This is a genomic window from Rhodococcus sp. G6(2025), from assembly GCF_058628105.1.
This window is the reverse complement of sequence record NZ_CP179750.1, coordinates 37,990-55,008: the sequence shown is the minus strand read 5'-3', so window position 1 is coordinate 55,008 and position 17,019 is coordinate 37,990. Positions and strand designations below refer to the sequence as shown.

Sequence of the window (17,019 nt, the reverse complement as noted above, 5' to 3'; positions counted from 1 at the left end):
CCGTCAGCCGAACTCACGCGATGTCGCGCAACCAGTTCCTCAGCCACGCCGTGGCGGGCGTGCCCGATCCGTCGACCGCGTAGCTGGTGTAGTCCTGGTGAGCCTGCGACTTGTAGAACTGCTCCAACTCGTCGATGCGCTTCTCGTTGGACTGCTCGTCCAGCTGAGCCATCAGCGCGGGAACACCGCCGACCGCGAGGATGTCGTTCCAGATCGCGAGCGCTTCCTGCTGGTAGCGGCCGAACAGCGTCGGCGTCGGATCCGACGTCTGCGCGAGGAATCCGGCGAGCCGCGTCACGAAGTCTTCCTTCGGCGTGGAGCAGTACAGGTCGCCGTACGCGCAGAAAGTGCGCGTGTTCTGGCTGACAAAGCCGAACCCGCCGATGCGCGGACCACCGGCGCCGCTGCCGGCGACGGCAGGGCCGACGAGCGCGTCGGTCGGGGACCGCCGCGGATCGGAGACGAGTCCGACGGCAGCGATCTTGTCCGCGGGCACCACACCGAGACCGGTGCCGATCTCCGCAGCGAGATCACCTGCCGCGTCGGCGCCCTGGCTGTAACCGATGATCGACAACTTCGTGCCGGGGCACTGCTGCGACATCGACGACAGCATGCCCTTGGCATTGCTGACCGCCTGCGCCTTCGAGCGCCCGTACACCTCGGACTCCCACGGGAAGGCCGTGGCGGCGTACGTGACGTAGTCGGTGCGGATCGACGACGGCAGGCCGTTCGTCACCGCCGACAGCAGACCCGGAGTGGGTCTGACATTGTCCTTGGTGGACGTTTCCCACGTCCCCGGAATCGCAACCACATACAGGCTCGGGCAGGGGTCCGCGTTCGCTACTGCGCTCGTACCCACCACTCCCGACGCAACCGGGATGGCCGCCGCAGCAGCCACTGCGGTCAAGAATGCGATAACCCGTCTCATTGCCATGGCCTCAACCTGTTCTCCCCTTCGTCGTCCCGCAGACGGGATGCTGCCAGGGCGACGTGACCTAAAGATGCACGATCGGTAAATGAACGTTACCGACCGAACGTGACCCCCGCACGATAAACCGACACCCCGGTAGGAAAACCTACCGGGGTGCGGATTGTACGAGCAGTTACAGCTACCGCTGCGGGGCGGTGGTGGTCTCGATCGGAGACGGCAGCGCCGACTCGCCCTCGAGGTATGCATCGACCGCGGCGGCCGCCGAGCGGCCCTCGGCGATGGCCCACACGATCAGCGACTGACCCCGTCCCATGTCGCCGGCCACGAAGACGCCGTCGACGTTGGTGGCCCACTTCGCGGAGCGGGCGACGTTGCCGCGCTCGTTGAGGTCGACGCCGAGATCGGTGAGCAGGCCCGGCTTCTCGGGTCCGACGAAGCCCATCGCCAGCAGCACGAGGTCGGCCTCGAGCTCGAAGTCCGAGCCCTCCACCTTCTCGAAGCGGCCCGACTTCATCTCGACCTCGTGGGCCTTCAGTGCGGTCACCTTGCCGTCGGCACCGACGAACCGTTCCGTGTTCACGGAGAAGAGGCGTTCGCCGCCCTCCTCGTGCGCGGACGCGACCCGGTACATCAGTGGGTACGTCGGCCACGGGGTGTGCTCGGCGCGGGTCTCGGGCGGTCTCGGCATGATCTCGAACTGGTGAACGCTCTCGGCACCCTGACGGTGCGAGGTGCCCAGGCAGTCCGCGCCGGTGTCGCCGCCGCCGATGATGACGACCTTCTTGCCCTCCGCGGTGATGGTCGGCTTCTCCAGGTCGCCGAGCTGCACGCGGTTGGCGATCGGCAGGAACTCCATCGCCTGATGGATGCCGTCCAGCTCGCGGCCGGGGATCGGCAGGTCGCGGGCCTCGGTGGCACCGCCGGCCAGCACCACGGCGTCGAACTGCTCGCGCAGTGCATCCGCGGTGATGTCGACACCCACGTTGACACCCGTCTTGAAGACTGTGCCCTCGGAATTCATCTGGTCGAGACGGCGGTCGATGTGCCGCTTCTCCATCTTGAACTCGGGGATGCCGTACCGCAGGAGCCCACCGATGCGGTCGGCCCGCTCGAACACGGTGACTATGTGCCCGGCGCGCGTCAGCTGCTGCGCTGCAGCGAGACCCGCGGGACCGGAACCGACGACGGCGACCTTCTTGCCCGTCGAACGCGTCGGGTGCACCGGCTTGACCCAGCCTTCGTCGAAGGCGCGGTCGATGAGCTCGACCTCGACCTGCTTGATGGTGACGGGGTCCTGGTTGATGCCCAGGACGCACGACGCCTCACAGGGTGCGGGGCACAGCCGCCCGGTGAACTCCGGGAAGTTGTTGGTCGCGTGCAGACGCTCGATGCCGTCGTGCCACCGGTCTTTGTACACCAGGTCGTTCCACTCGGGAATCAGGTTCCCCAGCGGACAGCCGTTGTGGCAGAACGGGATACCGCAGTCCATGCACCGGCTGGCCTGAGTCTTCAGGGTGTCCGGCGAGAACTCCTCGTAGACCTCGTTCCAGTCGAGCAGGCGCAACGGCACCGGCCGGCGAACCGGAAGTTCGCGTGACGTGTGCTTCAGGAAGCCGCTTGGATCACCCACGAGCTGCCTCCATCACTGCCTCGTCCACGTTCTTTCCATCCTTCTTCGCGGCCTCGATGGCCAAGAGCACCTTCTTGTAATCGCGGGGCATCACCTTCGCGAAATGGTTGACCTGCTGCGACCAGTCGGACAGGATGCGCGCGGCAACCTCCGAGCCCGTCTCGTCGCGGTGACGCTCGATGGCGGACTTCAGCCAGGTGAAGTCGTCACCCGTCAGGTCCTCGAGATCCACCAGTTCCGTGTTGAGGTTGTCCTCGAACACCTTGTCCGGGTTGTAGACGTACGCGACGCCACCGGACATGCCGGCACCGAAGTTACGTCCCGTCGCACCGAGGATGACGACCTTTCCGCCGGTCATGTACTCGCAACCGTGGTCGCCGACTCCCTCGACCACCGCGGTGGCGCCGGAGTTACGGACCGCGAATCGCTCGCCCACGACACCGCGGAGCAGAGCCTCACCGCTCGTGGCACCGAACAGGATCACGTTGCCGCCGATGATGTTGTCCTCGGCGACGAAGCCGGGCGCGGTCTCCAGCGGCGGACGCACCACGAGGCGTCCACCGGACAGGCCCTTGCCGACGAAGTCGTTGGCATCGCCGTGCAGGCGCAGGGTCATGCCCTTGGGGACGAACGCACCGAAGCTGTTACCGGCCGAACCGGTGAACGTGATGTCGATCGTGTTGTCCGGCAGGCCCTCGCCGCCGTACGCCTTCGTCACCTCGTGGCCGAGCATGGTGCCGACCGTGCGGTTGACGTTGGTGATCGGCGACTCGAACGTGACCTTCTGGCCCTTGTCGAGAGCGTTGCGGCTCTGGACGATCAGCTGCTGGTCCAGTGCCTTGTCGAGGCCGTGGTCCTGGGTGCCCGTGCAGTACAGGTCCTGGTCCATGAACGCCGACTCGGTCTCGTGCAGGATCGGCGACAGGTCGAGGTTGCCGGCCTTGCTGCCCTTCCAGTGCTCGAGCGCCTTCGTGGTGTCGAGGACGTCGACCTGTCCGACGGCCTCGTCGAGGGTGCGGAAGCCGAGCTCGGCGAGGAGTTCGCGCACCTCTTCGGCGATGAAGAGGAAGAAGTTCTCCACGAACTCCGGCTTGCCGTTGAACCGCTTGCGCAGAACGGGGTTCTGCGTGGCGACACCGACGGGGCAGGTGTCGAGGTGGCAGACCCGCATCATGATGCAGCCCGACACCACCAGCGGGGCGGTCGCGAAACCGAACTCCTCGCCACCGAGCAGCGCGGCGACCATCACGTCGCGGCCGGTCTTGAGCTGGCCGTCGACCTGCACGACGATGCGGTCGCGCAGACCGTTGAGGAGCAGCGTCTGCTGGGTTTCGGCGAGGCCGAGCTCCCACGGGGCGCCCGCGTGCTTCATCGACGTCAGCGGGGTGGCGCCGGTGCCACCGTCGTGACCGGAGATCAGCACGACGTCCGCGTGTGCCTTGGACACACCCGCGGCGACGGTGCCGACACCGACCTCGGACACCAGCTTCACGTGGATCCGGGCCTGCGGGTTGGCGTTCTTCAGGTCGTGGATCAGCTGCGCGAGATCCTCGATCGAGTAGATGTCGTGGTGCGGCGGCGGCGAGATCAGCCCGACGCCGGGCGTGGAGTGCCGGACCTCGGCCACCCACGGGTACACCTTGTGCGCCGGCAGCTGGCCGCCCTCACCGGGCTTCGCTCCCTGCGCCATCTTGATCTGGATGTCGGTGCAGTTGGTCAGGTAGTGCGACGTGACACCGAAGCGTCCCGACGCGACCTGCTTGATCGCGGACCGCCGCCAGTCGCCGTTCTCGTCCGGGGTGAAGCGGGCCGGGCTCTCGCCGCCCTCACCGGAGTTGGACCGGCCGCCGAGGCGGTTCATGGCGATGGCGAGGGTCTCGTGCGCCTCGGCGGAGATGGAGCCGTAGCTCATCGCACCCGTCGAGAAGCGCTTGACGATCTCGGTGGCGGGCTCGACCTCGTCCAGCGGGACGGGCTCGCGCACGCCCTTCTTGAACTCGAAAAGGCCGCGCAACGCTGCGAGGCGCTCGGACTGGTCGTCGACCAGCTTCGTGTACTCCTTGAACACCTCGTACTGCCCGGTGCGCGTGGAGTGCTGCAGCTTGAACACCGTGTCCGGGTTGAACAGGTGGTACTCGCCCTCACGACGCCACTGGTACTCGCCGCCCACCTCGAGCTCGCGGTGCGCGCGCTCCTCGGGACGGTCCAGGTACGCGTTGGAGTGGCGGACCGCGACGTCGGCGGCGATCTGGTCGAGACCGATGCCGCCGAGGCTGGACTGCAAACCGGTGAAGTACTCGTCGACCAGTTCCTGCGACAGGCCGATGACCTGGAACAGCTGGGCGCCGGTGTAGGACGCCAGGGTGGAGATGCCCATCTTGGACATCACCTTGAGCACACCCTTGCCCGCGGCCTTGATGTAGTTCTGGATGGCCTTGTCGAGGCTGATGCCCTGCAGTTCGTTGTTCTGCACCGCCTCGTCGACGGTCTCGAACGCCATGTACGGGTTGACCGCTGCCGCACCGAAGCCGATGAGGAGCGCCATGTGGTGCACCTCGCGGGCGTCGCCGGCCTCGACGATGAGGCCGACCTTGGTGCGGGTCTTCTCACGCACCAGGTGGTGGTGCACGGCCGACGTCAGCAGCAGCGACGGGATGGGCGCGTACGTCTCGTTCGACTCACGGTCGGACAGGACGACGAGGCGCGCACCGCCGGCGATGGCCTCCGACACCTGGTAGCGGACGTCGTCGAGGGCCTTGCGCAGACCCGCGCCGCCCTCGGCAACCGGGTACAGACCGCGGACGATGACGCTGCGGAAGTTCGGGAATTCGCCGTCGTCGTTGACGTGAATGAGCTTCGACAGGTCGTCGTTGTGCAGGATCGGCTGCGGCAGGAAGATCTGCCGGCAGGACTCCGCGGTGGGGTGCAGCAGGTCGTGCTCGGGGCCGATGGTGCCGCCGAGGCTGGTGACGACCTCCTCGCGGATGGCGTCGAGCGGCGGGTTCGTGACCTGCGCGAACAGCTGCGAGAAGTAGTCGAACAGCATCCGCGACCGCGAGGACAGCACGGCGATCGGGGTGTCGGTACCCATGGAGCCGAGCGCCTCGGCACCGGACAGTGCCATCGGCTTGACGAGGAGGTTGACCTCTTCGTTGGTGTACCCGAACATCAGCTGACGCAGCACGACGCGTTCGTGCGACATGTACGTGTACGGGCGGTCCGGCAGGTCGTCCATGTGGGTCAGACCCTGGTCGAGCCACTCCTGGTAGGGGTGCTCGGCGGCCAGTTCCGACTTGATCTCGTCGTCGCTGATGATGCGACCCTCGGCGGTGTCGACGAGGAACATGCGGCCGGGCTGCAGCCGGATCTTCTTCACGACGGTGGCGGGGTCGATCGGCAGGACGCCGACCTCGGAGGCCATGACGACGAGGTCGTCGTCGGTCACCCAGAGGCGCGAGGGGCGCAGGCCGTTGCGGTCCAGGACGGCGCCGATGACGGTGCCGTCGGTGAAGCACACCGACGCCGGTCCGTCCCACGGCTCCATGAGCGACGAGTGGTACTGGTAGAACGCCCGGCGTGCGGGGTCCATGCTCTCGTGCCGTTCCCAGGCTTCCGGGATCATCATCAGCACGGCGTGCGGCAGGCTGCGGCCACCGAGGTGCAGCATCTCGAGCACCTCGTCGAACCGCGCGGTGTCGCTGGCGCCGTTCGTGCAGACCGGGAAGATCTTCTCCAACTGCTCCCGGCCACCGAAGATGTCGCTGTCGATGAGCGCCTCACGGGCACGCATCCAGTTCTCGTTGCCGGTGACGGTGTTGATCTCACCGTTGTGGGCCACGCGCCGGAACGGGTGGGCCAGCGGCCACGACGGGAACGTGTTGGTGGAGAAGCGCGAGTGCACGAGGCCGAGGGCCGACTCGAGTCGCTCGTCCTGCAGGTCCAGGTAGAAACCCTTGAGCTGCGGGGTGGTCAGCATGCCCTTGTAGACGAACGTCTGGCTCGACAGGCTGGGGAAGTACACGGTCTCGCGACCGGGGCCGTCCTTGCCTGCGCCTTCGCTGCCCAGCTCGTGCTCGGTGCGCTTACGGACCACGTAGGCGCGACGCTCGAGGTCGAGTCCGGTGAGGGCGTCGTTCTCGCTGCCGATGAAGATCTGCCGGAACGTCGGCATGGCGTCGCGGGCCAGGGCGCCGAGCGACGAGTCGTCGGTCGCGACCTCACGCCAGCCGAGGACCTTCAGGCCCTCGCTCTCGACGATCTTCTCGACGGCGTCGGCTGCGCGCTGCGCGTCGGCCTTGCTCTGCGGCAGGAACGCGATGCCGGTGGCGTACGTGCCTTCCGCGGGCAGCGGGAAGTCGACCACGGCGCGGAAGAACTTGTCCGGGACCTGGAGGAGGATGCCGGCGCCGTCACCCGTGTTGGGTTCGGAGCCCGCGGCACCACGGTGCTCGAGGTTCACCAGCGCGGTGATCGCCTTCTCGACGATGTCCCTGCTGCGGCGGCCCTTCATGTCCACGACGAACGCGACACCACAGGAATCGTGCTCGTTCGACGGGTGATACAGCCCCTGGGGGCCTGGAAGTTGCTTCATACCTAGCCTTCGTATGCCAAAAGATGCACCGACGACCAGCAGCGCTGATGGCCATCAACTTGCAAAGCAGGTGCCGTCACGACGTGATCGGCACCACCGATCGGCTATCGCCCTTTTGCAGCACGCTGGGTGTGGTCCTCGCACCGGGCGACGTGGCTTTTCGGTCGGGTCGGACTTTCGTGGGTCCAACGTGTAACGAAAACGATAATTCAGAACCCCCGACGAAACACAACTTAGGTTGGCCTATTTACCCTCTGAACTGGGCATTGTCGAGGGCGGACCTCGTCCGACTGCACTGAGTACATGTTAAGTGAGCGCGCTGAGCACCGCTGTAATTCCCGCAGTCGGATCGAAATCGGGATCCGGGACGGTGAGTTGATGAAGGATTACACCGTCCAGGTAGTCGGTGATCACCACTGCGTCGGAAGCCGGGTTCCGCGATCCCACGAGTTCCAGCATGTCCGCGCCCCATTCTACGAGCGCTCGGCGCGCCGACCCGATCTTCGCGTCCAAGCCCGGTGTCACGGACGCCTCGACGAAGAGTGCGTAGCGGGCACTCGTGCGCACGCGGTCCGGACCAGTGGAGAAACTCACAAAGGCGACCAGCGCCGCGACCAGTGCGTCTCTGCTATCGGGCCGGAGGTGCGCGAACTTCTGCCAGTCCTCCCGGTCACGTTCGACGAGCCGTGTGACGATCCCCTCGAGCAGCGCGCCCCGGCTACGGAAGTAGTTGGACGTGGACCCCTGCGGCATTCCGACCAGCTCGTCGACGCCCCGGTGCGTGAGAGCCCGGACGCCTCTCGTGCCGAGTAGCGCGATGGCGGCGTCGAGCACCTGCTCCCGTTTGTCTGCCATACCCCGACACTACAACGGTAGTAAATTCACTACATCCGTAGTAGCGTGGCGGTCATGACGCACTCCGCAGCAGTCCTCGGCGGCGGCATCGGCGGACTCGCCGTCGCCCGCTACCTGTCCCGCGCCGGCTGGCACGTCGATGTCTTCGAGCGTGCCGACACCCTGCCCACGTCGGGCACCGCACTCGGCATGTGGCCGCAGGCCCTCGACGCGCTGGACGCGATCGGCGCAGGTGATCGAGTTCGCACGCTGGGATCACCCCAGCACCGCGGTTCGCTCCTGCGCCCCGACGGATCCGTGATCGGCACCATCGACAACCGCAACCGCACCGCCTACCTGCTGTCGCGGCCCGCCCTGCTGGCCACACTGGCCGAGGCCCTGCCCGACGGCATGATCTCGTTCGGCACACCGGCACCCGCCCTCGACGCGCTGACGGACCACGACGTCGTGATCGGTGCGGACGGTCTGCGCAGCCCGACCCGCCGACAACTGTTCGGCGAGAAGTTCGAGCCACGGTACGTAGGCGCGACCGCCTGGCGCGGGTGGGTGCCCGGACATCGCGACACCGTCAGCGAAACCTGGGACACGGACGCACTTTTCGGCATCACCCCGCGCGACGGCGATCTCGTCAACTGGTTCGCGTGCGTCCGCACCGACGCCGGCCACCCCGGCGGCCTCGACTACCTCCGGTCACGGTTCGGGAACTGGCACGCCGATGTCCGGGCAGTACTGGATGCCGCCACCCCCGACGCGATGCTCCACCACGACCTGTACGAGTCGCCCGCGCTGCCGTCGTACGTGTCGGGCAACGCGGCCCTGCTCGGCGACGCGGCCCACGCGATGGCGCCGAACCTCGGCCGGGGCGCCTGCGAGGCCCTCGTCGACGCCGTCGCGCTCGGCCGATTCCTCACCGCCGACACCGACATTCACACCGCACTGCGCCGGTACGACCGCGCACGGCGGCCAGCGACGCGGCGGCTGGTGCGTGGATCGCGCGCCATGTCCTCCGTCGCGATGACCGGCCGTCTTCGTCCGCTGCGCGATCTGTCGGTGAAACTGGCCGCGGGCCTGGCCTGACCGGAATGTGGGGGCGCGGGAACGGTTGCCCGTCTGGTACTTTGCCGCGGTAGGGGGACGAGAAAGAACCGGGGGCGGTCATGGGGGCGGTGGACGACGGCTGCGGCAGTGTGCCGGCAGCACGGACGTATCTCATCGGGGAAACAACACATCCACCTGGTCGGTGGACGCATTCTGCTGTGCTCGCTTCCCTCTTTCGGTGCCTCTGAACTGCACCACTCTTGCGTTTGCTTCGTCAGCACCAGTCCGTTCGATCACCATGTCCGTTCGACTTCAGGAGTCAAAGACTTGAGAATCCGCATGCACGCTCTGGCAGCCGCTGTTTCGGTGTCCGCCGCAGCACTGCTCGGTGCCGCGACGGCGCACGCCGCTCCGACCACCCCGCCGTCCACGTCGCAGCCGGGCGTCACCGACCCCTCGGCCGCGCCCACCACGTCGCAGCCCGGCGTGACGGTCCCGACGACGCCGCCCACCACGTCCCAGCCGGGCGTCACCGACCCGGCGGCTCCGGCCGCGACGACGCCCGCTCCCCCGCAGGCTCCGCTGGCGGTGCCGGGTGCCGAGACGGACGTGCCTGCTGCTCCCGACCTGGCAGCGCCCGCCGCCGAGGGTGTCGTGGACGAGGCACCGGCCGCCCAGCCGGCGACCGTGTGGATCGACCCCGACGACATGCCGAAGGCACATCAGGCACCCGTCGCCCCCGTAGTTCCGGTGCCGAAGCCGGTCGTCGAGGTGAACGCGGCCGTCGACACACTGGTCGGCGCGGTGCCGGTGGCCGTCAACGGACGCCAGTACGGCAACCCTGAGGGATACGTCGGCACCGTCGGCTGGCGCGTCGGCGACGCCACCGGCACCGCGGGCGTCGCCGTCGACCCGTCCTCGCCGACGGCAGCCACCGTCTCCGCGTTCTCGGCCGATTCCCACGCGGAGCACCCCACCAATTGGTCTGCGCCCGTCGACGTCACCCCCGTCGCCGCCGCGATCACGGATGCGGCCCACCGGTACCCGGCATTCGGGGAGCTGGTTCGGACGATCGCGTCCCTCCCCGCACCGCAACTGCCGCAGCTGCAGTCGACCGACAGCGGTCCGGCCACCACCACGATCGGCGGCGTGAACGTGCGCAGCCAGGCGACGCTGCACGTGTGATCCGATTCCCTCGCGCGGAGCCCGCCCGGGGTCGGCTCCGCGCGAGGGAATGAGGTGTGGAGGATTCAACTGTGACAGAACCGCCGAACAGGGCACCCCTCGACCGCTTCTCGCATTGGTTCCCGCCGTTCGCGTCGGCCCCGGCACCGGGGTCGACGGCTCCCGCCGCGGAACCCGAGCAGCAACCCCCGGCTCCGACGTGGCTGACCGCGGGCGACGAGCCCGATCCCGCACCACCTGTTCGCGGTAATCAGAGGCTCGTGGTCGCCGGCGCCGCCACCGCGGTGATCGCCGTCGCCGCCGGTGTGGTCGCCGTGTTCGCCTCGACGTCCGGTGATGCGAGCGGAACTCCCGTCGCCGCTATCGATTCCGGCTGGTGCGTCGAATCCCGCGACGGCGCGACGGTTGTCGGTAACGGTCCCGGCGGGACGTCCGACGGCGTCGCCGCGATCCTGGCCTTCGACCACGCGTACTACGTCGCACGCAGTGGCACGAAGGCCCGCGAGGTGGTCGCCCCCGACGCGCCGCTGGGGTCCGCCGAGTCCATCCAGGGCGGCATCGACTCGGTGCCCGAGGGCACCGATCACTGCCTCGCCATCACCGAAACCGAACCCGGCCGCTACGCGGTGACGCTGTCGGAACTACGTCCGGACGGGTCGACGAAGAAGTACGAGCAGGTCGTGACCACCGCCGGCCGCGACGGTCGCACGTACATCACATCCATTGGAGACGCGAAGTGACCGACCAACTGCTGCACCCACTTCCGGTGTCGACCCTCGTCCTCGGGGCCTGCGGAGGAGCCGGCGCAACCACGACGACGCTGGGGCTCGCCAACACCGCGGCAGCTCGCGGCGGCGCGGTCGTGGCCGTCGACGCGACACCCGCGGGCGGCGACGTCGCCGAACGTGGCGCCGACGCTGCGCTCTCCGTGAGCGGCCTCGAGCAACTGGTGGCCGCCGGCCCCGTCGCGGACGACGTGTTCGACGGGTACTGCTCCCGCACGAGTGCCGGGACCCGCATCCTGAACCGCCTGGGGGACCAGACCGCGTCGGACGGCGAATTCCACACTCTCACAGGGTTACTGCGCGCTCGCGGAGTGAGTGCCGTCCACGACCTGGGTCACCGGTTGCGCGCCGCATACCTCGCGCCGCTGCTGGCCACCCCGTCACCGATCGTTCTCGTCGTGCCGTGCCGGGCGGACGCGTTCAACCGCCTGCGCTCCGCGTTGCAGTCGATCGGTGACACGCTCGGCGAACCCGGGCTCGCCCGCACCGTCGTCACCGTGTCGAATCAGGACGCCACCGGCTGGCAGGTGGACGTCGACCTTCTCCGCGAGTACTTGGGCGGACAGGTGTGGGGCGTCGAGACCATCCCCTACGACGAACATCTGGGCATGGGAATCGTCATCGATCACAGCCGGCTGGCATCGGACACCCGGGCCGCGTACGAGCGGGTGTCCGCGGCGGCGTCGGCCGTGGCCGAAGGTCGTCCGGAACGGGTCTGAGCGAGGCACTTACCCACATCCGCCCACGGTTTAGTCAGCTGCACCCGCAATTGCAGCGCGTTTGACCAATCGGTGTGCAAACGCGAAGGCCCGCGCCCCCTCACGCCTCCAGCAACCCCTTCAACCTCTGCAGGTCGGCGGTGACGGCTGCTGCGTCCTGCGCGAATTCTTCGGCGGTGACGCCGTCGCGTCGCCGGATGGTGAAGACGACTTCGCTGTGGTCGCCGTCGGGGATGACGCGCACGGGGTTGTAGACGGTGTCGCCGCTGGGGAGGGTGACGTCGTGGTCGAGGACTCCGTAGTCGTTGGCGGGTGCGAAGGTCACGGCGACCTGTCCCATCGGGGAGTCCGCGAGCCAACGGTCGCCGTCCCGGGTGATGTTGGTGCTCAGGCCGGCCGCCCAGGCGGGGAGGTTGGCGGGGTCGCTCGCGTAGGCGTACACGTCGGCGGCGGTCCGAGCGATGAACACACTCACATGAGTTGATTCGGTGGTCATGACTCCCAGCATCCCCGCTCCACGGCACAGGTGATTGAAGAAATCGGACTCCGGTGCTCGATGTCCGAAACCTTCAATGCGGGTCAGTCTGAGGTCGTTAGCGTTCTCGGTATGACCGCAACATTCAGTGCCATCGAACTGGTCGTCCACGACCTGCCCACGTCGCTCGCGTTCTACCGGCGGCTCGGACTCGACATTCCCGCCGACGCCGATCAGGCACCGCACGTCGAATTCGAGTTTCCCGGTGGGATCCGCGTGCTGTGGGACACGGTCGAGACCATCCGCTCGTTCACGCCCGACTGGACCGAACCCACCGGCGGGCATCGCCTCGCCCTCGCTTTCGACTGCGGCACCGCCGCAGACGTCGACACGCTGTTCGACGAGTTCACGGGATGCGGCTACAACGGTCGGAAGAAGCCGTGGGACGCACCGTGGGGGCAGCGTTACGCCACCGTCGACGATCCCGACGGCAACCCCGTCGACCTCTTTGCCGCGCTCACACCGTGACCAGCTGACCGAACGTGCGGCCGGTCAACTCGTGTGCCTCACGGATCAGGTGGGCCTGATCGGCGAAACCCGCCGTGCCGGCCGCCTGAGCTGCGGGGATGGACGAACCCGCCAACCCCAGCGCCGACTGCAATCGAAGGATCCGGGCCAGCATCTTCGGCCCGTAACCGAACTGCCGTCGGCACAGGCGGTGCAGTTGGCGCTCGCCGACACCGATCCGGTCCGCCACCTCGCTAACGGATGTCTGCTGCTCCAGAAGCCGCACGATCGCGGGGATCCTGCCATCCGGCGGCGGCCCGAGGAGCCGGCGAGACCTCGCGAACTCCTCGAGCGCCCGGCCGGGGTCGGCGGCGTCGGCGATCCTGCCGAGGAATTCCGTGGTCGCGCGGTCCGTCAGCACCTCGGCGAGCGGCACCCGAAGGTTGGCCAGCTCCTCCGCCGGCGTCGCCAGAAGATCCGGGAGAGTGCCTGGGGAACAACGTAATCCGACGTAGCGGTCGCCCTCGCGGCTGCGGTTCAGATACGGCCGGGAGTCGGGGCCGGCCACGACGACGTCACCGTTCATCCAGATGAGGTCCATGCAGCCGTCGGGCAGGATGGCCGCCTCACCGCCGGCTGCGGTCTTCTGCCACACCACAGCGCCGGGGAACACCGACCGCCGCTCCGCGTACATGACCCTATGCTAGGCAGACGTCAGGTGCCCGGCTCGACGGCGTGCAGATCCGGATCCCAGTCGTAGACGACTGCGGTCCGCAGCAGGATGTCCTGCAGGGACCGGCGCCGGCCGTCGACTGCCGCCCAGAACAATCCGAACCCGAACATCACGCACAGCACCGCCCGGAGAAGGGCCCGCAGCCAGCCGATCAGTTCACCGTTGCGGCTGACCACCCGCAGCCCCATCGTCACGGCACCGACGGTGCGGCCGCTCACGGCCCAGCACGCCGTCAGGTACAGCACCGACACGCCGATGAACAAGGTCACGGAGAGCACGGCATTGGCATCGGGGAACGAGAATTCCTGCGGCGAGAACAGCAACCGGAGGAACAACACTCCGACATAGATGCCGCCCATCACGGCCAGCACGACTGCCAGGTCGATGCCGGCTGTCAGACCGCGGGTGACGATCCCGGCCGCGCGATGCGCCGGGGTGCTCATGCATCGTCCGGTTCGTGCCCGCGCCCGAACAGCTTGCCCACGAACCCGGCGACGGCGTCGTCGGCCTGCATGCCCTGGGTCCGCACCCCGCGGACCGCCTCGTTGGACATCGAGTCCGTCGACTCGCGGATGATGCGCGGCAGGTCCACGCCCTCGATCACGGTATCGGCGAGCACCACCAGATCGACCCGCCCGATGACGGAGTCCACGTCTACGCGGTCGACGATCGCATCCACGTTTATCCGCGCGGCGACGGCGTCGATGTCGACGCGATCGAGAATCTGCGGGATGTCCACCCGGGCGGCGATGGCATCCACGTCGACGCGGTCGATGATGCGCTGGATGTCGATGCCTTCGGCGACCACGTCCAGGTCGACGTGATCACGCACGATCGTGGTGAGGTCCACCTCCTGAAGAGCGACTTGCACGACTCTTCGCAGCACTGCGTGCAGCACCCGATCCGCGAGTTCGTCGGCACTGCGGAGCGTCTGGGTGCCGCGTTCCTCGAGGGTGACCAGCAGCGGGTCGACTCCCGGCAGGAGTCGCGCCGTGTCGACGCCGAGTCCGATCACACGCTGCAACGCACCGCCGGCGGTCGCGGCGACGCCGACCGCGAGGCGCAGCGGATCAGGGGCTCTCCTGCCGTCCATACTCGATATCCAAGCCGGTCGGCGCCCGCGACGCACGGGTTCCAGATTTATAGCTCAGGCGTGGGGAGCGCCAGGGCCGTGCACGATTCGCGGGGCGGGCTGTCCGGACGCCGGACGGGGCGCCCAGTCGGCGAGTTCGGTGAGCAACTCGGCGACCCGATCCGAGCAGTGCGCGGGATCCGGTGCCGGTCCCAACCCGAGTCCCTCGACGACCAGCACGTTCCCCTGGGAGAGTCCGTGGACCCCGAGCGACCACCCGAAGTGGCGGTTCCAGGCCAGTACGGCCTTCCGGCCACGGTAGTAGGGGATCTCGCAGGAAAGGGTCACGACCGCGTCGAAAGCGGGGGTGCACCACCAGTCGACCGACTGGGCGCCCACCGTTGTCGCGACGGAACCGACGTACTCACCGACATTCGCCGAGCTGGTGGCCCGGACCTGGCTGATGCTCATACACAACCCACTCTCGACGTTCGCAGAAACCCAGCGGAAGAAGCCGGACGGCAGGTTCACACTCGAGTCATTCGTCACGGACCGCCGGGAGGACGGGTTCGGGTCCGAAGGGCCGGTGGTTCGCGACGAGGCTTCTACTCCATCGTCGGGCTGCGACGGGGCGCCCGGTAGCCACCCTGGGGTGGGGATACACCACCCCACGCACCTTTGTGGGGAAAACACGAAGGCCACGAACTCATGAGTTCGTGGCCTCGATGTCGCGATTCCGAAGAACCGCTTGTGGTGGGCGAAGGGGGACTTGAACCCCCACGTCCCGAAGGACACTGGCACCTGAAGCCAGCGCGTCTGCCATTCCGCCACTCGCCCGAGCGACCCGGAAACATTAACACGAGGTCGCCAGAAATCACGATTCGTACAGGTCAGGACCCGAAAAGGCCACAAAAACACCCGTCCAGGCAAAGACCGATATCATGCAATGGCGTAGACCCGTGTCGTGGCCCGAGGCAATGACAGTACCGTGGGATACGCGCACGGCAGTGGCGCGACACGGACATGTCTCGTCACAGCCACCGCACCGAGGACAGTAGGCCCGACAGCCAGGCACCGTGAGGAGGTTCCGATGGGGATAGTTCAACGTTTCGAGCGGAAGCTCCAGGGAGCCGTGGGTGACGCGTTCGCCCGGGTCTTCGGCGGCGGCGTGGTGCCACAGGAGGTGGAGGCCGCTCTTCAGCAGGAAGCCTCCGACCGAATCCAGCAGTTGGACGGTGGGCACCTGCTCGCGCCGAACAGCTATGTCATCGCCATCAACAACTCGGACCACGAAGAACTTGCCGCCGACAGAGACTTGACGGTCAAGGCCTTCGCCCGACACCTCGAAGACTTCATTCGCGACCAGGGCTGGCAGACGTATGGTCCCATTCATGTCGCGTTCGAACCGTCGCCTTCACTGCACACCGGGCAGTTCCGCACCCGGGGTTCGGTGGATCCGGATGCCGGCCGCCCAGGGGCGGCCACGCCGGGGCGACCCGAACCGCCAGGCGGTCCCGCACCGCGACCACAGGCACCGTTTGTACCCGTCACGTCGAATCCAGGAGCTGGCCCCATGACGCAGAACTCAGGCTACGACCCCAGCCGCGAACCAGCGGGCAACCGCAATCCCGACCCGCAGTACGCGCGCAACGGTCATGCCCATGCGGGTCAGGACCAGCGGTACCCGCAGGGCTACCAGAACGGTTACGACCGCGGCGGCTACCAGCAGGGCGGCTACGACCAGCAGCAGTACCCCGACGACCAGCGCGGCGGGTACCCCCAGGATGCCGCGTACGGCCAGGCATACGACCAGGGTGCGCAGGCTCCCGGCTACGAGCAGCCCGCGGACGCCGGCTACGACTACCAGCAGGGCGGCTACCAGCAGGGTTACGACCCGCAGGCGTACGACCAGCAGGCGGCTCCCGCCCGTTACCCGGACGGTTCCTACGCGGAGGCCGGGTACCAGCAGCCGCAGGGCTACGACCAGGGTTACGACCGCGGCGGCTACCAGCAGGGCGGTTACGACCAGCAGGCGTACGACCAGCAGGGCTACGCCGACTACGACCAGGGCGGCTACGGGCAGCAGGCCTACGCGCCCGACGGCCACACGTTCACGGCGACGCTGCAGCTCGAGGACGGCAGTGGACGCCACTTCCAGCTCCGTGAGGGCAACAACATCATCGGCCGCGGCCAGGAGGCACAGTTCCGCCTGCCCGACACCGGTGTGTCGCGCCGCCACATCGACATTCGCTGGGACGGCCAGGTCGCGATGCTGTCCGACCTCGGCTCCACCAACGGCACCACCGTCAACGGTGCCCCCGTGCAGGATTGGCAGCTGGCCGACGGAGACATCATCCGGGCGGGTCATTCGGAGATTCTGGTCCGAATCCTCTGAGGCACCACCGAGTTGGGACTCCGAGTAGGTTCTGCCGATACCCGACCCCGAACTGCCTCACCGAGACCCAACCGAGACGGCTTCGATACTCGACCGACATCGC

General features: G+C 67.7%; 15 protein-coding genes and 1 tRNA gene. 6 read left to right on the top strand and 10 right to left on the bottom strand.

Annotation, left to right across the window (positions count from 1 at the left end; translation table 11 throughout):
• Positions 1 to 13 precede the first annotated feature (13 nt).
• The 4 genes from ACLIVD_RS00255 to ACLIVD_RS00240 all read right to left on the bottom strand — a co-directional run bounded on the left by ACLIVD_RS00255 (position 14) and on the right by ACLIVD_RS00240 (position 8,007).
• A complete protein-coding gene (locus ACLIVD_RS00255) occupies positions 14 to 928 on the bottom strand; it encodes a cutinase family protein (protein ID WP_491932970.1) in 915 nt (304 codons plus the stop codon).
• A gap of 181 nt (positions 929 to 1,109) precedes the next feature.
• Positions 1,110 to 2,561, bottom strand: a complete 1,452-nt coding sequence (locus ACLIVD_RS00250; protein WP_491931711.1) for a glutamate synthase subunit beta — start codon at positions 2,559 to 2,561, stop codon at positions 1,110 to 1,112.
• Complete coding sequence (gltB, locus tag ACLIVD_RS00245; protein ID WP_280783112.1) at positions 2,554 to 7,152, bottom strand: glutamate synthase large subunit; 4,599 nt, start codon at positions 7,150 to 7,152, stop codon at positions 2,554 to 2,556. The genes ACLIVD_RS00250 and gltB overlap by 8 nt, the downstream gene beginning before the upstream one ends.
• Before the next feature lie 306 nt (positions 7,153 to 7,458).
• Positions 7,459 to 8,007: a TetR/AcrR family transcriptional regulator gene (locus ACLIVD_RS00240; RefSeq protein WP_317570501.1), complete on the bottom strand. Its 549-nt coding sequence runs from the start codon at positions 8,005 to 8,007 to the stop codon at positions 7,459 to 7,461.
• 54 nt (positions 8,008 to 8,061) lie between these two features.
• Between ACLIVD_RS00240 and ACLIVD_RS00235 the strand changes: the two genes are divergently transcribed.
• The 4 genes from ACLIVD_RS00235 (at position 8,062) to ACLIVD_RS00220 (ending at position 11,734) form a co-directional block, all read left to right on the top strand.
• Positions 8,062 to 9,084 carry an FAD-dependent oxidoreductase gene (locus ACLIVD_RS00235; RefSeq protein ID WP_317570502.1) on the top strand — a complete coding sequence of 341 codons (1,023 nt, stop codon included), beginning with the start codon at positions 8,062 to 8,064 and terminating at the stop codon, positions 9,082 to 9,084.
• A gap of 300 nt (positions 9,085 to 9,384) precedes the next feature.
• On the top strand, positions 9,385 to 10,230 hold the full coding sequence (locus ACLIVD_RS00230; RefSeq protein WP_491931710.1) for a glycoprotein: 846 nt from the start codon (positions 9,385 to 9,387) through the stop codon (positions 10,228 to 10,230).
• 71 nt (positions 10,231 to 10,301) lie between these two features.
• A complete protein-coding gene (locus tag ACLIVD_RS00225; RefSeq protein WP_317570504.1) occupies positions 10,302 to 10,970 on the top strand; it encodes a DUF8176 domain-containing protein in 669 nt (222 codons plus the stop codon).
• Positions 10,967 to 11,734 (top strand): hypothetical protein, encoded by a 768-nt coding sequence (locus tag ACLIVD_RS00220; RefSeq protein WP_283334712.1) that lies wholly within the window; start codon positions 10,967 to 10,969, stop codon positions 11,732 to 11,734. Before ACLIVD_RS00225 ends, ACLIVD_RS00220 begins: the two co-directional genes overlap by 4 nt.
• 100 nt (positions 11,735 to 11,834) lie before the next feature.
• On the opposite strand, the gene ACLIVD_RS00215 is transcribed toward ACLIVD_RS00220, so the two are convergent.
• Positions 11,835 to 12,230 (bottom strand): SRPBCC family protein, encoded by a 396-nt coding sequence (locus ACLIVD_RS00215; RefSeq protein ID WP_198602106.1) that lies wholly within the window; start codon positions 12,228 to 12,230, stop codon positions 11,835 to 11,837.
• 111 nt (positions 12,231 to 12,341) lie between these two features.
• Between ACLIVD_RS00215 and ACLIVD_RS00210 the strand changes: the two genes are divergently transcribed.
• On the top strand, positions 12,342 to 12,737 hold the full coding sequence (locus ACLIVD_RS00210) for a VOC family protein (protein WP_283354760.1): 396 nt from the start codon (positions 12,342 to 12,344) through the stop codon (positions 12,735 to 12,737).
• On the opposite strand, the gene ACLIVD_RS00205 is transcribed toward ACLIVD_RS00210, so the two are convergent.
• The 5 genes from ACLIVD_RS00205 to ACLIVD_RS00185 form a co-directional block, all read right to left on the bottom strand.
• Complete coding sequence (locus ACLIVD_RS00205; RefSeq protein WP_491931709.1) at positions 12,727 to 13,410, bottom strand: AraC family transcriptional regulator; 684 nt, start codon at positions 13,408 to 13,410, stop codon at positions 12,727 to 12,729. The two genes, ACLIVD_RS00210 and ACLIVD_RS00205, sit on opposite strands and share 11 nt — an antisense overlap.
• Before the next feature lie 20 nt (positions 13,411 to 13,430).
• Positions 13,431 to 13,892, bottom strand: coding sequence for an RDD family protein (locus tag ACLIVD_RS00200; protein WP_491931708.1), 462 nt, complete (start codon positions 13,890 to 13,892; stop codon positions 13,431 to 13,433).
• The gene (locus ACLIVD_RS00195; RefSeq protein ID WP_491931707.1) at positions 13,889 to 14,542 is read right to left on the bottom strand and encodes a hypothetical protein; all 654 of its coding nucleotides are present in this window, start codon (positions 14,540 to 14,542) and stop codon (positions 13,889 to 13,891) included. The genes ACLIVD_RS00200 and ACLIVD_RS00195 overlap by 4 nt, the downstream gene beginning before the upstream one ends.
• Before the next feature lie 54 nt (positions 14,543 to 14,596).
• On the bottom strand, positions 14,597 to 14,992 hold the full coding sequence (locus tag ACLIVD_RS00190; RefSeq protein ID WP_280783102.1) for a DUF6292 family protein: 396 nt from the start codon (positions 14,990 to 14,992) through the stop codon (positions 14,597 to 14,599).
• A gap of 280 nt (positions 14,993 to 15,272) precedes the next feature.
• Positions 15,273 to 15,358: transfer RNA gene (locus ACLIVD_RS00185), tRNA-Leu, on the bottom strand.
• 253 nt (positions 15,359 to 15,611) lie between these two features.
• Between ACLIVD_RS00185 and ACLIVD_RS00180 the strand changes: the two genes are divergently transcribed.
• The gene (locus ACLIVD_RS00180) at positions 15,612 to 16,916 is read left to right on the top strand and encodes an FHA domain-containing protein (protein WP_283334706.1); all 1,305 of its coding nucleotides are present in this window, start codon (positions 15,612 to 15,614) and stop codon (positions 16,914 to 16,916) included.
• Positions 16,917 to 17,019 lie beyond the last annotated feature (103 nt).

What these genes read in the sequence shown, in the direction of transcription:
- ACLIVD_RS00255 (WP_491932970.1), bottom strand. Translation starts at nt 928, where the DNA reads ATGAGACGGGTTATCGCATTCTTGACCGCAGTGGCTGCTGCGGCGGCC.
- gltB (WP_280783112.1), bottom strand. Translation starts at nt 7,152, where the DNA reads ATGAAGCAACTTCCAGGCCCCCAGGGGCTGTATCACCCGTCGAACGAG.
- ACLIVD_RS00240 (WP_317570501.1), bottom strand. Translation starts at nt 8,007, where the DNA reads ATGGCAGACAAACGGGAGCAGGTGCTCGACGCCGCCATCGCGCTACTC.
- ACLIVD_RS00235 (WP_317570502.1), top strand. Translation starts at nt 8,062, where the DNA reads ATGACGCACTCCGCAGCAGTCCTCGGCGGCGGCATCGGCGGACTCGCC.
- ACLIVD_RS00230 (WP_491931710.1), top strand. Translation starts at nt 9,385, where the DNA reads ATGCACGCTCTGGCAGCCGCTGTTTCGGTGTCCGCCGCAGCACTGCTC.
- ACLIVD_RS00215 (WP_198602106.1), bottom strand. Translation starts at nt 12,230, where the DNA reads ATGACCACCGAATCAACTCATGTGAGTGTGTTCATCGCTCGGACCGCC.
- ACLIVD_RS00210 (WP_283354760.1), top strand. Translation starts at nt 12,342, where the DNA reads ATGACCGCAACATTCAGTGCCATCGAACTGGTCGTCCACGACCTGCCC.
- ACLIVD_RS00205 (WP_491931709.1), bottom strand. Translation starts at nt 13,410, where the DNA reads ATGTACGCGGAGCGGCGGTCGGTGTTCCCCGGCGCTGTGGTGTGGCAG.
- ACLIVD_RS00200 (WP_491931708.1), bottom strand. Translation starts at nt 13,892, where the DNA reads ATGAGCACCCCGGCGCATCGCGCGGCCGGGATCGTCACCCGCGGTCTG.
- ACLIVD_RS00195 (WP_491931707.1), bottom strand. Translation starts at nt 14,542, where the DNA reads ATGGACGGCAGGAGAGCCCCTGATCCGCTGCGCCTCGCGGTCGGCGTC.
- ACLIVD_RS00190 (WP_280783102.1), bottom strand. Translation starts at nt 14,992, where the DNA reads ATGAGCATCAGCCAGGTCCGGGCCACCAGCTCGGCGAATGTCGGTGAG.
- ACLIVD_RS00180 (WP_283334706.1), top strand. Translation starts at nt 15,612, where the DNA reads ATGGGGATAGTTCAACGTTTCGAGCGGAAGCTCCAGGGAGCCGTGGGT.